The sequence below is a fragment of the Bartonella sp. CL266QHHD genome (assembly GCF_042195355.1).
In the GTDB taxonomy this organism is placed as follows: Bacteria; Pseudomonadota; Alphaproteobacteria; order Rhizobiales; family Rhizobiaceae; genus Bartonella.
This window is the reverse complement of sequence record NZ_JBHIOD010000033.1, coordinates 102395-118519: the sequence shown is the minus strand read 5'-3', so window position 1 is coordinate 118519 and position 16125 is coordinate 102395. Positions and strand designations below refer to the sequence as shown.

Sequence of the window (16125 nt, the reverse complement as noted above, 5' to 3'; positions counted from 1 at the left end):
GGTTAAATTTGTACAAATGACTTTCCATGAGAACGCTAAAAACTGCCCATGTATATAGATCTCTCTATAAAAAAAACCATAGAGATGCTTCTTGATTTTTATAAATAGATATGATTGTCTCTACCAAGTCTAAAGGGGGAAAATAAATAAATGATCGCACGTATTACAACTGTTGCTTTTCGCGGTCTAGAAGCAGTCCCTGTCGATGTACAGGTTATGATTTCGTCTGGTAAAATAGGAATGGCTATTGTTGGATTAGCTGATAAGGCAGTTGCAGAAAGCCGTGAACGTGTACAAGCAGCCCTCCACGCTTGTGGACTTTCTATGCCTACTAAACGAATTACGATTAATCTTGCACCAGCTGATTTGCCTAAAGAGGGATCGCATTATGATTTGCCAATCGCCGTAGGCTTAATGCTTGCTATGGGAATCCTCCCTCCTGAAGTAGCACAAGACTATATCATTTTAGGAGAATTATCACTGGATGGTTCACTTACCGCTGTTAATGGTGTTTTACCAGCCGCCATGACAGCTTTATCACTCGATAAAGGGCTGATTTGTCCCTTCCAATGTGGACCTGAAGCAGCATGGGCAAATGCAGAAATAAATATTCTTGCTCCAGAGACTCTGCTCACTATAGTCAACCATTTCAAAGGAACCCAAATTCAAAAACGTCCACAACCGCGCCAATATACTATCGAAACTGAACTTCCAGATCTTTGCGAAATCAAAGGACAAAAAACAGCCAAACGTGCCTTAGAAGTTTGTGCTGCTGGACGCCATAACCTTTTGTTTGTAGGCCCCCCTGGTGCTGGGAAATCTATGTTAGCGCAACGCTTACCTTCCATTTTGCCACCTCTTGATAGCCGTGAGCTTTTAGATGTCTCTCTGATTGCTTCTATTACAGGAGAAACGGTTCATAATACCATTTCACTTCATTGCCCCTTTCGTTCCCCACATCATTCTGCTTCCATGGCCGCAATGATTGGTGGGGGGCTTAAAGGACGACCGGGAGAGGTCTCCCTTGCCCATAATGGTGTGTTATTCCTTGATGAATTGCCTGAATTTTCTCCGCAGGTTCTTGATTCTCTTCGTCAACCTTTAGAAAGTGGGGAGTCAGTTATCGCCCGCGCGAATCACCATATTAGCTATCCTGCTCGCTTCCAACTCATTGCCGCAATGAATCCTTGCCGATGTGGTATGGCAGGCGAAAAAGACCATGTTTGCCCTAAAGGAATACGCTGTCAAATCGATTATCAGTCCCGTATTTCTGGTCCTCTGCTTGACCGAATTGATTTACGGATTGATGTCCCTGCTTTGACAGCTATGGACCTTATGCAACCAGAACAATCAGAAAAAAGCTGCGACGTTGCCAAACGCGTCGCACGATGCCGTACCATTCAAGCTAAACGTTTTTCAACAATGGGGTTTGATCATATTCGTACCAATGGCGATTGCCCTGCCAAAATTATAGAACAGATTGCCATTCCTGATAAAAGTGCGACCATACTCTTACGAGATGTGAGTGAAAAAATGCACCTCTCTGCACGCGCTTATCATCGCATTCTCAAAGTTGCACGCACAATTGCTGATCTTGACGGATCAGATACTCTTTCACGCTATCATCTCGCAGAAGCTATTTCCTATCGACTAGGTGCAGAAAGATTAACAGCCCTTAATTAAAAAACTATTCATCAATAAAAACTTATTGGAAAATAACGCAAATAAAGTTCTGTAAGTTTACCATCTTCTTCTAGTGATTTCAGCGCATAATTGAGTATATCAACCAATTTTTCATTCTTTTTTGCAACAGCAAGCTGCATTCCTTGCCCCAATAACTGTGGCGCCATATATGCCCCCCCAACAAAATGGCAGCAATCAACAGATTTTTGTTTTTTGAACCATAATGATAAAGCAAATCCATCATCAAAAATAAGGTCAATTTTACGCTCTTGTAACGCTTTATAGAGCTCTTCTCTCTTTTTAAATCCTTGCCATTTGGCTTTAGGAAAATAATGTTGAAAGAGTTTTTCGTGAACACTTTTAGACAAAACACCACTGGTTAAATGTATCAATTGATCGCTTATTGGCTCATCGAGATTTAAACGTCGAGAAGCAACAAATCGCGCTGGAAAACGTAAATATGACTTTGTAAAAACAAGATCTTGCTGGGTTTTACTTGTTTCTTTTAAACCCGCAATAATGACTTCCGCATCACCATTTTCAACATGTTCTACAAGCTCTTTCCAAGGAATCACTTCTACTTCACAAAGCTTCTCTAATTTTAATTTTGAACAAATAGCGCGCAATAAATCGATATTATAACCTGCAAGATGCCCCGTTTGATCAATAAAATTAAAAGGAGGAAAATCAAAAGTTGTTACAAAACGCAAACGAAAGATATCCGTTGTATCAGGTTGTACCAAGTGTTCATGCGAATCAAAAAAAGAAGGCAGCCTTTCAGCTTCTGCGTAAGAGGAAAATAGAACCCCCCCTGCTACAAATAAAATACGAATAAAAATATTGTATGGATTATTGAATAAAAGATACCGTAAACGCAATTGAAGATGTTTTACATATATAGATTTTTTTATTTTCAAAATCTCTCCCCCATTTTTCAAAACTAAGATGCAACTCTTCTTAACTATTATCTAACGCACTTCACCAAAATATCTGGCGTTTAATAAATAAAATTCTTGCTATTTTTTAAAACTGTTAAAAAATTTAACAGTTTTCATATATTTTTTTTGAAACCATTGAAAATGCTTAGATTTCTGATGTTAATTTTCCAAAATAAATATATAAAAGGTAATTTTAGAGAAAGGTGATTTAATTTTTTAAATATAAGAAATAAGCTGTATATACTTTAGTGGCACACTTTATTTTATCAAAATATCTCGCGTATCTTAAAATATTAAGACCATTTCCTTGCGTATCACAACTAGGGAAGTATATAGATACTATTGAAGAAAAGAGTAAAAATACCCCTCAAATGCCGAGGTTTTTCTCAACATTAAGGTTGCATCAACATTTAAGAGTTGAAAAATAAAATGATGATTCTGGTTTGTGCTTTATTGTCAAGATGGGAAAGGTGGGAGACATGAATCTTGTAGTATTCACAGGGTATTTTGCGCTATATTATTCAAACATCGTTGTAAAATGAGTTTGGAAACATTGAGAGATGTTCCTTAAAAAAGCGCGAGAATATCAGCGCAATGGTGCTTTGTTTTAAATGAGGGACGTAACCTCCATTACAGGAATGAGAAAAACATAAAGCGTAAGATAATGCGTCATCACCCTCATTATTCAAAAACATCACCGTAGACGTTTTTTAAAATTGTAAAGTTGAATATAAAAGATGATCGTGGAAACGTGTTTTTATATTTACGCGTTTATATTTTCCTCAAATGAGGCTTTTTTCACATTTTAAAGATGACACCAACCAATATACACAATATTTTCGCCTCAATCTAACATACAAAAGTTTGAACTGCTTAGAGAGCTCGTAACCTTTGTTTTAAATATATGGTAGAATTAGGATTGAAAATTGATTTATGGATAAAACAAGTAAGACCTCTGTTAGAGTAACACAAAAATGCATAACTAATTTTAAAACATTACGCATATGCAAAAATAAACAAAGTAAATAGCATCGTTTTATGAAACAACTTTTTGTATAAGTCAAAAGTGTTTATTCGCCTTATATCACCGCCCTCGTGTTTTACAGCATAACAGTACACTATCATTTCATCATTCTCTCCATTATATATCGACAGATATTGAATCTAGATCTGATATACGGTAAATATTTAATGTGGTTATTCCATAAATAACTGATCAGAACATTGAGCTTTGAAAAAAGCGGATGAAATATTGTAAATTGAACACAGGAATGGACTAACTTATGAGTGATGAAATAACCTCACCAGTACAAAGCAATAACTATGATGCCGCTTCTATCAAAGTTCTCAAAGGTCTTGATGCTGTACGCAAACGTCCTGGTATGTATATCGGTGATACTGATGATGGATCGGGTTTACACCATATGGTCTATGAAGTTGTAGACAATGCTATTGATGAAACTCTAGCCGGTCATGCTACTCTTGTAAACGTCACGCTCCATGCTGATGGTTCTTGTTCTGTTCGTGATAATGGACGTGGAATTCCGACAGATATCCATCCAACAGAAGGTATTTCTGCAGCTGAAGTTATTATGACACAGCTTCATGCCGGCGGAAAGTTTGATCAAAACTCTTATAAAGTTTCAGGCGGATTACACGGTGTTGGTGTCTCTGTTGTGAATGCATTATCCGTTTGGCTTAAATTGCAAATCAAACGCAATGGTAAAATTCATGAAATATCATTTACCCACGGGGTAGCTGATGCTCCATTAAAAGTTATTGGCGATTGCGATAGAGAAAGTGGAACAGAAATCAGATTTTTACCAAGTTCTGAAACTTTTACTATGGTTGAGTTTGATTTTGAAACTTTGGAGCGCCGCTTACGGGAATTAGCCTTTCTAAATTCTGGGGTTTATATTCTTCTTGTTGACGAGCGTCATGCTGATATTAAATCAGTTGAATTGCATTATGAAGGTGGATTAACGGAGTTTGTCAAATATATTGACCAATCAAAAAAAGCCCTGCTTGATAATCCTATTTATATTGCAAGTGAAAAGGATGGTATGAGCGTTGATGTTGCCCTATGGTGGAATGATTCCTATCATGAGAAGGTCTTGTGTTTTACCAATAATATTCCTCAGCGTGACGGTGGAACTCATTTGATAGGTTTTAGAAGTGCCCTTACGCGCCAAATTAATGGCTATGCTGAATCTTCAGGTATTGCTAAAAAAGAAAAAGTGAACTTAACCGGTGATGACTGCCGTGAAGGATTAACAGCTATTCTTTCTGTCAAAGTTCCTGATCCAAAGTTTTCTTCACAAACAAAGGATAAGTTAGTCTCTTCTGAAGTGCGCCCTATTGTTGAAAATTTGGTCAATGAAGGTCTTTCAGTATGGCTGGAAGAACATCCTCATGAAGCAAAACTTCTCATTAGTAAAGTGGTAGAAGCTGCAACAGCACGTGAAGCAGCGCGCAAAGCACGTGAACTCACAAGACGAAAAGGGGCACTTGATATCACTTCTCTGCCAGGAAAGCTTGCCGATTGCCAAGAACGTGATCCTGCAAAATCAGAAATCTTTATTGTCGAGGGGGATTCGGCTGGCGGTTCAGCAAAAAGTGGGCGCTCACGTCAAAATCAAGCAATTTTACCCCTTCGTGGTAAAATCCTCAATGTTGAACGAGCACGTTTCGACCGCATGCTCTCATCTGATATGATTGGAACACTTATTACAGCTCTTGGAACGTCTATCGGTAAAGATGAATTTTCACCAGATAAATTACGTTATCATAAGATTATTATCATGACGGATGCGGACGTTGATGGAGCCCATATTCGAACTTTGCTGCTTACTTTCTTTTTTAGACAAATGCCTGAATTGATTGAACGTGGTCATCTTTATATTGCTCAGCCTCCTCTTTATAAAGTATCGCGTGGAAAATCTTCCCAATATATTAAAAATGAAGCAGCGTTTGAAGAATTCTTGATCGATACTGGATTAGAAGAAACAACGCTTGAGCTTTCAACGGGAGAAGTTCGTGCAGGGGCTGATTTGTATCAACTCGCTAAAGATGCTCGTATATTACGTCAACTTTTAAATGGTCTTCATACCCGTTATGATCGTAATATTGTTGAACAAGCAGCAATTGTTGGCGCTTTTAATCTTGAAGTCTTTGCATCACAAGAAAAAGCGCAAAAAATAGCAGATACTATAGCACACCGCCTTAATCTGATTGCTGATGATATGGAACAAGGTTGGAGTGGACAATATACAGCAGATGGAAGTTTATGTTTTGAGCGTATTTTGCGTGGTGTTAAAGATGTTGTTACGCTTGATGTGGGACTTATAAATTCAACTGATGCACGTCAAATTGATCGCATTTCCCAAAATTTTATCGACATATATCATCCTCCTGTTCTTTTACGTCGCAAAGATAAAACAGAGCGTATTTTTGGTCCTATGAGCCTCTTAGAAAGCATTTTTACAAACGGTAAAAAAGGTGTTACTCTTCAACGTTATAAAGGTCTTGGGGAAATGAATGCTGAACAACTTTGGGAAACAACGCTTGATCCCAATGCACGTTCTCTTTTACAAGTAAAAATTAATGATGCAACCGATGCAGATTCACTTTTTTCTCGTCTCATGGGTGATGAAGTTGAACCTAGACGTATTTTTATTCAAGACAATGCCTTAAACGTTGCCAATCTTGATATCTAAAGGTACTCTTCTGTTTTTGGCTGTGTAAATGTCGTAGTTTTATACGTTGTTTTTTCGTAGTTGAACATTCCCTCTCTATTTCATTTACGATAAAAGAAAAATAAGGAAGATCATATACATGGCAATTGAAACAGAACGTGTAGGAACCAAGGGTGGCATGGAGCACTCTTTTGGTTTTACAAGAGTAGATGAAACGCAAAAACAATCCATGGTGGATGGTGTGTTTCATTCTGTCGCTGAAAATTATGACAAGATGAATGATATCTTATCCTTAGGGCTACACCGTGTGTGGAAAAATTCCATGGTTGCTTGGCTTTCCCCACCAGCACTTTCTCATTGGAAAGTTCTTGATGTCGCTGGCGGTACAGGTGATATTGCTTTTCGTATTCTTAATGCTTCACGCCAAAAAGCCCATGCTACAGTACTTGATATTAATGGCTCAATGCTCAGCGTTGGCAAAAAACGCGCACAAAAAAATGGTCTTGCCCCTCTGATTGATTTTGTTGAAGCCAATGCAGAAAATCTACCTTTTGAAGATCAAAGCTTTGACGCTTACACGATTGCTTTTGGAATTCGCAATGTTCCTCATATTGATCAAGCTCTTAGAGAAGCTTTTCGTGTTTTAAAGCCCGGTGGACGTTTCTTATGTTTAGAATTTTCAAATGTCGAGATGCCTTGGCTCGATAAAATTTATGATCTTTGGTCTTTCCATGCTATCCCTACGCTGGGTCAATTTATCGCAAATGATGGCGATGCTTATCGTTATTTGGTTGAATCTATCCGCAAATTTCCTAAGCAAGATGATTTTGCCCATATGATCAAGCATGCGGGGTTTTCGCGGGTATCGTACCGCAATCTCACCGGTGCGATTGCAGCGCTGCATTCAGGTTGGAAAATTTAAAAATGGTGCAAATTTCCCCTTACTTTCAATTGATGCGTGCAGGATGGGTTTTAACACGTGAAGGTGTTTTAAGTGCTCTTCCTCATGATGATCTTCAAGGATTTCCAGCGCTATGTCATCGTATAGCGAGCGCATTAGCAAGACGCAAAACAAAAAAGAAACAGCGATCTGAAAATATTTCGTATGCCATTAATAAGCTTGGACCCTCTTACATAAAACTTGGTCAATTTCTTGCAACAAGGCCTGATATTGTCGGCCATGATATTGCGAAAGATTTGTCACAACTACAAGATCGCGTCCAAACATTTTCTTGTACCGCCGCTATTGCTCAAATTGAAAGTTCTCTTGGTCGCTCTATTGATGATTTATTCGTAAATTTTTATCCCCCCATTGCCGCCGCTTCTATTGCTCAAGTTCATCCAGCTGAATACAGTGATGAAACTGGCCATACGACAAAATGTGCTGTAAAAGTTATTCGTCCCAATATCAGAGCACGTTTTTCTAAAGATCTTAGAGGATTCTATCTCATTGCTCATTTACAAGAGCGCTATATCCCTGCCTCTCGAAGGCTTCGTCCTGTTTGTGTAGTGGATACTTTAGCACAAACAACACGGCTTGAAATGGATTTACGCCTAGAAGCAGCAGCTATATCTGAAATGGCTGAAAATATTCAACATGATACAGGCTTTCGGGTTCCACGTATTGACTGGGAACGGACAGGACGTAATGTCCTTACAATGGAATGGATTGATGGTATAAGAATATCCGAAACTTCCAAACTTAAAGAAGCAGGTTTTGATTTGAAGGCGCTCGCTATTACGCTTATTCAATCTTTTCTTCGCCATACATTGCGTGATGGTTTTTTTCACGCCGATATGCATCCTGGTAATTTATTTGTAGATGAAAAAGGATGTATTGTTGCTGTTGACCTAGGCATTACAGGAAGGCTTGGTAAAAAAGAAAAGCATTTCCTTGCTGAAATCCTTTATGGCTTTATTACCCGCGATTACCATCGGGTTGCACGCGCCCATTTTGAGGCAGGTTATGTTCCTTCACACCATAATATTGAAAGCTTTGCGCAAGCCAACCGCGCTATTGGTGAACCAATTCACGGACAATCAGCACAAAGCATTTCCATGGCTAAATTGCTCACTTTATTGTTTGAAGTCACTGAATTATTTGACATGCAAACGCGACCTGAACTTTTATTGTTGCAAAAAACGATGGTTGTTGTGGAAGGCGTTGCCCGCACATTAGACCCCACTTTTAATATGTGGAAAGCTTCTGAACCCGTTGTCAAAGAATGGATTAGTAAAAATTTAGGACCCGTAGGCGTTGCCAAAGACTTTAGTGAAGGAGCACAAGCTCTCCTTTCGCTGGCACGCAAAACACCACAATTGGTTCAAAATTTCCAACGGATAGAAGAAGATTTTAATCAAATGAGAAAAACAGGTTTTAATCTTTCTCCTACTACCCTCAAACAACTTGCTGTGGAACAAAGTCATCGAAACCGTTATGGTCGTTATAGCCTTTTCATCATTGCACTTTGTTGCACTTTTCTTACTTTTTACTTTTTTCATCTTTTCTAATCTCCTTAATATGCTAAAAATATCAACAATGAAATCATTGCAATCATTTTATTTCTTGGAGGTATTTTATGGCCAGTATTACCATTCGTAACCTGTCTCCTGAAATCAAAGAAGCTTTGCGCATACGCGCCGCGCAAAATGGTATTTCTATGGAAGAAGAAGTCCGACGCCTTTTAAGCAATCCCACTCCTCTCACCACACAACCCCTTCATGCTAGTGCTGTTGAAGTGAAATCATTGAAATCAAAATCTCTTCTTCTTATTATTGGTGGAAGTATTGCATCCTATAAAGCACTTGATTTGATTCGCCGTTTACAAGAACGTGGAGCACACTTAAAAGTTGTAATGACAAAAGCAGCGCAAAAATTTATTACGCCTTTAGCCGCTGAAGCTTTAAGCGGTGGTACTGTATATACTGATTTATTTTCACGCGAAGAAGAACATGATATTGGACATATCCGATTAGCACGTAACGCTGACCTTATTATTTTAGCCCCTGCTACAGCCAATCGCATTGCAAAAATAGCCAATGGCATAGGAGATGATCTGACTGATTGCATTCTTTTAGCGGCACGCTGTCCACTCTTAATTGCACCCGCCATGAATCCGTCCATGTGGGCGCATCCTGCCACTATTCGCAATGTTGCACAACTGCGCGCAGATGGCGTTCATATCATCGGACCAGAAATCGGAAATATGGCTGAACGTGACGAGATAGGATATGGGCGTATGAGCGAACCTTTAACTATTGTTGCTACCATAGAGGCTCTTTTGAATGGGCATGAAAAACCTCTCTCTGACCGCCATTTCATCGTTACCTCTGGCCCTACCCATGAACCAATTGATCCAGTACGTTATCTTGCTAATCGGTCTTCAGGTAAACAAGGTCATGCCATCGCAACCGCTCTTGCGCATTTGGGTGCAAAAGTAACACTTATTTGTGGACCTGTTAATCTTGCAGACCCACAAGAAGTAAAAACCATTCATGTTGAAACAGCACAACAGATGTTACAAGCCGTTCAAACCGCATTGCCTGCTGATGGCGCCATCTTTGTTGCCGCTGTTTGTGACTGGCGCAGTCAAACGCAGTCTTTACACAAAATTAAAAAGAATGCTCATAAAATACCACCATCCCTTCATATGGTCGAAAATCCTGACATTTTAGCAACGATTGGACACGCTCCAAACCGCCCCTCACTGGTCATTGGTTTTGCTGCAGAAACATGTGATATCATTGCCAATGCGCAAAAAAAATGTGTTGAAAAAGGAGCTGATTTCATTCTTGCTAATGATATTTCTCTTCAACTAGATGGTACAGGTGTCATGGGTGCTGATACAAATCAAGTTTATCTCGTAAGTAGAAAAAAAGTTGAACAATGGCCCCATATGAGTAAACAACACGTAGCGCAAAAATTAGCAAACGTGATTGTATCATTTTTTGCCCCCAAAACACCTACTCCTCATGAGGAAAAATACCCCTTTGCAAATAATAACTCTTCAAACGCGTTGATATTAAAAAAACCTATAAAATAGAACTGACAATAGGTGTCTATCCATCTCGATTGTTATACAATATTTTTGATTTATAATGATAATCTCGCATTGTTCATATTAAATTAGAACCCAAATATCGTAAGATTCTCTCATTTCCAATCTCTCTCATGTTAAAGCAATAAAAATCATTTTCTTACACATTGCAAACAAGGATAGCTGTATGAATACAAAACGTTTAAGAAAGAACTAAAAACGCTTATAATGGACCGTCTCGGGTAACACTGAGGATGATGGTGCCAGCGTGCTCTTTTTATTAAGCGTAAAGATAGTGATGCCCTATAAGTTTTATATTATTCACGAAAGCTTTACCCTTATACCATTCATGGGCGCGATTGCGAAATGGGTGTGACGAGCGTTGGGAAATATTTTTTTTAAAATCCCGTATCACCTTAGCCTTCATAAAAGTAGGATCTCTTGCACCACTGTCTCCCCAGCTTATAAAAAAACAAGCTATCATTCACTTTGGCTACCATCAATTTTGACAAAGCTCTTGCACTGGATAAAATTTATAAAAAGCATTTTCTTTCTTCAATGTTTTTATCCCCATATTGGTCATATTTATGATATGCAAATAAATGATTTTGATTGTTTCATGATGAGAGCAGCTAATGAGAAAATATGATAGCTTTATTTGGAACTCTTATTTACTATGAAAAATAATATATAAATCAATATATTATAATATCTCAATGCAATTTAAAGCATATCTCACATTAACGCTTATAAAGAGTATAGACAAAATTCACTGCACCACTGTCTAAACTGACGCCTTTATTATTTTCCTCAGTGATCGGTCTTTAAGATTAAATGTGTGTGTGTGTCCTCTCTCCAGCACACCAAGACCACAAAGACTAGAATTTTATCCATGATATCCTCACATTGTAATGATTCATGAAAAGCATTTTTATTCCTCTATCGAAAGCCTTGTATCCATACATTGGTCTCGTCTATAATGTGCAAGTAAATAATTTTTTGATGTTGAATAGAGACTTTGAAATTAAAGAATATTTCTATATTTTGGATTCTTATTCAAGTTGAAAATGATCAATTCTCTTCATAAATTAATGGTGTTATTATCTAAAAATTATTTGATACAGTGCACCACTTGTACGAAAAGTGCTTCAATGAATTCTTATTTCATTGCACTTATAGCTTTTAAAATCTCATCATTTTTAATCATCAGTGGTGTCTCTCATTCTTTGCTTCTTCTTAAGAAAGAGCTCTTCCATGGGATCGGACGGTCAATCGCCTAAGCTTATTTTTTCCACTTTTATCATATTAATCATTCTGTTGCCCAAAATTAGAATATCTACGGCGCTACTACGTTACTCCTATATAACTACGTGCTTGTTTTACACAGATATCTTTCAATAATTGCCAAAACACTCTATATGAAGAGTATACACTCTCCATGAATGGTATAAAATACTTTATGCTATCCATTTTTACTGAAATATAAGGTACAAAGCGGCACCATCATACTCTTTTTCAGTTTTCAATGCGACGATAATGTTTGCATTAAGAGGATTCATAAAAGATATTTCACGCCTTTTTGAAAGTATTTTTATCTGCACACCACCTCCGTTTATGACATATTAACAAACGATTTCAATTGATCTAATATGAATAGGGCTAAAATGAGAAATCCTCATGATATTTAGGTTTTTCATTCATGTTGTGAAACAATAAATTATCATTATAAATCAATATATTGCTTTAATAAAAGATAAAGCATAAAATTTTATATTATGCTTTCTTTGGCTAGCAAGTTTTATTAACCTTAAAGTCAAGGAACACTATTTTTGTGTAATGCGTGCCATGGTCTTTTGGGAAAGCATTTTGTGTAAATATGTCATAAAGGCGGCTGCAAAAAGCGGTGTTGCTAAATTAAGAATTGGAATTGAAACAAAAAGCGCTATCAATAATCCTGCACCAAAAACCGTTGTGTAATGAGTATGTAAAAAAGCACGTGCATCTTGCTCTGTTCGAAAACGATAAGCAGCAAACAAGAAATATTCATGACCGAGCAAATAACCATTAATAAGATAAAAAGCAATTAAATTAATACCTGGTATGAAGAATAAAATAAAAGCAATTCCATTACCAAGAAGGCTTAAAATAACAAATTTAAAGGAAATGATAAGAGAACGCCGAAACGGCAAAGCTTGTCCAATAGGCTCGTTTGGGTAATCCTCTTTTTCAATAATTTCAGCAGCAGAGTCAATGAAAAAACCACCAATCATAGCTGCGATTGGTGCAATCAAAAAAGCCAACAAAAGAGCTAAACCAAGATTAAAAATGATAAGCATGCTAAAACCAATCCATCCTGCCCAACTAGGGAGTCCAGGAAGAAATTGAGCAATCCAGGGCCAAAAGTAAGACACAAAAAGTTGGTGCACACATAACCATAAAATGGTGAGAGTGAAAAAAGTAACCCCCAATGCTTTCAGTATCATAATACGATATTGCGAGGTCAAAAGACGTTGTAAAGCACGATAAGCAGCAGTAAAAATCATAGATTAATAAACTAAGGAAAGACGCAAAAAAAACAAGAAATATATTTAAAGAATGTACTGTATAATTTTTTCTTTCTTTGAACTACAAGATTTTTTTCAAGAACATTATAAAAAACGGCTAGGGCTTCTTTGTTTAAAATAAAGTTTTAATGAATAGAAATTTTGAATTTTAAAAACCAAGAAGAATTTAAAAAGCAGCTGTTGTAGAAGAAATTTTTAATATTTTTGTACAGAGTGTAGATTATTGCATTTGTATGATATATCTAAAAAATTAAGGAATAAGAACTAGTTGGGAGGAAAGTTGTTTACTTTTATTTATTCAGTAGAGTTGTTTAACTTCGTTTAGCTACGTGCTTAATTGTTTTGCACAATTCCTAATACTCTGTACTTTTCTACTATTTGGCGGCATGCTTTTTCCTCTTGTTTTTATTCAAAACAATATTGAGTTCAATGGAATAGGAGTATTTTGAGCGTATTCAATTTTAATTGTAAAAAGCATGCGCTTTAAAGAAACCTTTTGAAAAAAACCTTGCTCTGATGTTAGCGTTTCGCTAATATAGCGTTGTCGTATTCATTATCTTTAATGGATTATTTTAGCCTTGTTAGCGCCTTATACTATAAGGTTTCTTTTCTTCAAAACTGTTGATACGAATGATTAATTGGATATTCATTTTTATTAAAAAATAAGGCGTTTGTTAACCACACAAGGAGTGAATTTTAATACCAAAGTAAAAAATAAAAAAATGTAAGTTCTTAAAACTTATGAGAAATTTATTATAGGAAATACTCTTCATGATGCATATGATTGTTATGATATGGGAAAAATTAAAAATTAAAAAACAAGCTATACGTACACTGATAAAAGTATTAAATAGACTCCTTTGTTCAACCGGTAAAGCAAATGTGACTGCTTAAGTTCTATATTCTTTCAAATCATGCAAAAGATGCACAATATTTAAAGGAAGGTTATAAAGATGAACTGGATTACAAATTATGTTCGTCCTAAAATTAACTCTATATTGGGGCGCCGTGAAATTCCAGAAAATCTATGGATTAAAGATCCTACCAGTGGTGAAATGATCTTCCATAAAGATCTGGAAGCTAATCAATTTGTAGCTCCCAATTCTGGCCATCATATGCGTATCAGTGCTAAAAATCGTCTCATGCATTTTTTTGATGATGGTGTTTATACAACTCTTGAAAATCCAAAAGTTGTAACAGATCCTTTAAAATTTCGTGACGAAAAACGCTATATTGACCGGTTAAAAGATTATCGTTCTAAACTTGGTGTTGATGACAATATTTTAAGTGCACGTGGTACGATTGAAGGCTTACCAATTATTGCAATCGTTCAAGATTTTGCCTTTATGGGTGGATCACTCGGTATGGCTTCAGGAGAAGCTATTATCAAAGCTTTTGATACTGCTATTGCTGAAAGGCGCCCGCTGGTTCTTTTTGCTGCTTCTGGTGGTGCACGCATGCAAGAAGGAACACTCTCGTTGATGCAAATGCCTCGTACAACAGTAGCGATTGAAATGTTGAAAGAAGCAAAACTTCCCTATATTGTTGTGCTGACCAATCCAACCACCGGTGGTGTTACTGCTTCTTACGCCATGCTTGGTGATATTCACATTGCCGAACCTGGCGCTATGATTGGTTTTGCTGGTCCACGTGTAATTCAACAAACTATACGCGAAACCCTACCAGAAGGTTTTCAAAGTAGTGAGTATCTGCTTGAACATGGTATGATTGATATGGTTGTATCGCGTTTAGACATGAAAACAACCATTGCACGTCTTTTACGCTTGATGATGAAACGCCCTGCTGTTTTTAACCCTTCCGATCCATCCCCAACAGACTCTCAAACATCGCTTTCTACAACAAAAGCAGCTTAAATTTATGCAACAAAGCCAAATACAAAGGGTGGTGGATGATTTACTAAAAAATTATCCGAAAAAATTTGATCTTTCTTTAGAGCGTATTGTTCACCTTTTAAAGCGTCTTGGTAATCCACATTTAAAACTTGCACCTGTTATTCACATCGCTGGAACAAATGGCAAAGGATCTGCCTCAGCAATTTGCCGTGCTCTTTTGGAAAGTGCAGGCTACCGCGTTCATGTCTATAGCTCACCTCATCTCGTCAACTGGAATGAACGCTGCCGGTTAGGTCAAAAAGGAGGTGGTCAACTTGTTACAGAAAACCAATTAGCTGAGACAATCCATGAAATTATAAAAGTAAATCGTCAAGAGCCGATTACTATTTTTGAAATTTTTACAGCCGCTGCCTTTATGCTGTTTAGTATACATCCAGCTGATGTTGTCATTTTAGAAGTTGGATTGGGAGGACATTTTGATGCTACCAATGTCGTTAACAAACCAGCTGTATCACTTATTATGCCCATTGATTATGATCATGAGATCTTTCTTGGAAAGACAATTGCTCAAATCGCTTTTCAAAAAGGAGGGATTATCAAACCAAACGTTCCTGTAGTCATTGGAAAGCAAAATTATGAAGAAACTCTTGCTACTCTAATACCCCTTGCTAATAAAAATAAAGCATCTTATTCTCTATTTGATCAAGATTATCAAAGTTATAAAGAACATGGACGTATGGTTTTTCAAAACAATCAAGGTCTCATGGATCTTCCCCTTCCTAACCTTATTGGAGACCACCAAGTTGCTAATGCTGGCGCGTCTCTTGAAGCAGTCTTTCAAGCAGGTTTTCAACTTTCAGAACAAGCCATAAATGATGCTTTGAAAAATATTTATTGGCCCGCACGAATGCAACATCTTACCCAGGGACATTTGGTTGATCAACTGTCTCCTAATATCGATTTATGGTTAGATGGTGGTCATAATCCTGCTGCTGGAAAAGTTATTGGAGCAGAACTTGCACAATGGAGAAAAAAAACAGATCGTCCTATTATTATGATTGCTGGCATGCTCAATACCAAAGATGCTGTCGGTTATTTTCGTTCCTTAGCAAACCTTGTCGATAAAGTATATACGATACCGCTGATTAACAATAATGCAAGTATCTCTCCAATAAACTTAGCTGAATCAGCGCAAAAAGCAGGAATCCTTGCTACTCCACAAGCTCATCTACAAGATGCTTTGCATAAGATTAAGGTGGAATATAAAGAGGCAATTGTCCTTATTGGTGGTTCCCTTTATCTTGCGGGCGATATTTTGCGTGACAATAAAACACCTCCGTGCTAAAAATTAGCCA

At 37.3% G+C, this 16125-nt stretch carries 9 protein-coding genes; 7 read left to right on the top strand and 2 right to left on the bottom strand.

What is annotated here, in order from left to right:
• Positions 1 to 150 precede the first annotated feature (150 nt).
• Positions 151 to 1683, top strand: coding sequence for a YifB family Mg chelatase-like AAA ATPase (locus tag ACFIK7_RS03170; protein ID WP_375630585.1), 1533 nt, complete (start codon positions 151 to 153; stop codon positions 1681 to 1683).
• Positions 1684 to 1694: 11 nt separating this feature from the next.
• On the opposite strand, the gene ACFIK7_RS03165 is transcribed toward ACFIK7_RS03170, so the two are convergent.
• Positions 1695 to 2600: a transporter substrate-binding domain-containing protein gene (locus ACFIK7_RS03165; protein ID WP_273790212.1), complete on the bottom strand. Its 906-nt coding sequence runs from the start codon at positions 2598 to 2600 to the stop codon at positions 1695 to 1697.
• Positions 2601 to 3904: 1304 nt separating this feature from the next.
• Here ACFIK7_RS03165 and gyrB point away from each other — a divergent pair.
• The 4 genes from gyrB to coaBC all read left to right on the top strand — a co-directional run bounded on the left by gyrB (position 3905) and on the right by coaBC (position 10359).
• Positions 3905 to 6337 (top strand): DNA topoisomerase (ATP-hydrolyzing) subunit B, encoded by a 2433-nt coding sequence (gyrB, locus tag ACFIK7_RS03160; protein ID WP_273790211.1) that lies wholly within the window; start codon positions 3905 to 3907, stop codon positions 6335 to 6337.
• Positions 6338 to 6455: 118 nt separating this feature from the next.
• Positions 6456 to 7238 carry a bifunctional demethylmenaquinone methyltransferase/2-methoxy-6-polyprenyl-1,4-benzoquinol methylase UbiE gene (gene ubiE / locus ACFIK7_RS03155; RefSeq protein ID WP_273790210.1) on the top strand — a complete coding sequence of 261 codons (783 nt, stop codon included), beginning with the start codon at positions 6456 to 6458 and terminating at the stop codon, positions 7236 to 7238.
• 2 nt (positions 7239 to 7240) lie between these two features.
• Positions 7241 to 8827 carry a 2-polyprenylphenol 6-hydroxylase gene (gene ubiB, locus ACFIK7_RS03150; RefSeq protein ID WP_375662925.1) on the top strand — a complete coding sequence of 529 codons (1587 nt, stop codon included), beginning with the start codon at positions 7241 to 7243 and terminating at the stop codon, positions 8825 to 8827.
• 68 nt (positions 8828 to 8895) lie between these two features.
• Positions 8896 to 10359: a bifunctional phosphopantothenoylcysteine decarboxylase/phosphopantothenate--cysteine ligase CoaBC gene (gene coaBC / locus ACFIK7_RS03145; protein ID WP_375662924.1), complete on the top strand. Its 1464-nt coding sequence runs from the start codon at positions 8896 to 8898 to the stop codon at positions 10357 to 10359.
• Positions 10360 to 12176: 1817 nt separating this feature from the next.
• Here coaBC and ACFIK7_RS03140 read toward each other — a convergent pair.
• Positions 12177 to 12896, bottom strand: a complete 720-nt coding sequence (locus tag ACFIK7_RS03140) for a sulfate transporter family protein (RefSeq protein ID WP_375630592.1) — start codon at positions 12894 to 12896, stop codon at positions 12177 to 12179.
• Positions 12897 to 13870: 974 nt separating this feature from the next.
• Here ACFIK7_RS03140 and accD point away from each other — a divergent pair.
• On the top strand, positions 13871 to 14791 hold the full coding sequence (gene accD / locus ACFIK7_RS03135) for an acetyl-CoA carboxylase, carboxyltransferase subunit beta (RefSeq protein WP_375662923.1): 921 nt from the start codon (positions 13871 to 13873) through the stop codon (positions 14789 to 14791).
• Positions 14792 to 14795: 4 nt separating this feature from the next.
• Entirely contained in the window at positions 14796 to 16115 is a 1320-nt protein-coding gene (locus ACFIK7_RS03130; protein ID WP_375662922.1) for a bifunctional folylpolyglutamate synthase/dihydrofolate synthase, read from the top strand.
• The last annotated feature ends 10 nt before the right edge of the window (positions 16116 to 16125 follow it).

Bases quoted from the DNA above. Each gene is read 5' to 3' on its own strand.
- ACFIK7_RS03170 (WP_375630585.1), top strand. From the start codon at position 151: ATGATCGCACGTATTACAACTGTTGCTTTTCGCGGTCTAGAAGCAGTC.
- gyrB (WP_273790211.1), top strand. From the start codon at position 3,905: ATGAGTGATGAAATAACCTCACCAGTACAAAGCAATAACTATGATGCC.
- ubiE (WP_273790210.1), top strand. From the start codon at position 6,456: ATGGCAATTGAAACAGAACGTGTAGGAACCAAGGGTGGCATGGAGCAC.
- ubiB (WP_375662925.1), top strand. From the start codon at position 7,241: ATGGTGCAAATTTCCCCTTACTTTCAATTGATGCGTGCAGGATGGGTT.
- coaBC (WP_375662924.1), top strand. From the start codon at position 8,896: ATGGCCAGTATTACCATTCGTAACCTGTCTCCTGAAATCAAAGAAGCT.
- ACFIK7_RS03140 (WP_375630592.1), bottom strand. From the start codon at position 12,896: ATGATTTTTACTGCTGCTTATCGTGCTTTACAACGTCTTTTGACCTCG.
- accD (WP_375662923.1), top strand. From the start codon at position 13,871: ATGAACTGGATTACAAATTATGTTCGTCCTAAAATTAACTCTATATTG.
- ACFIK7_RS03130 (WP_375662922.1), top strand. From the start codon at position 14,796: ATGCAACAAAGCCAAATACAAAGGGTGGTGGATGATTTACTAAAAAAT.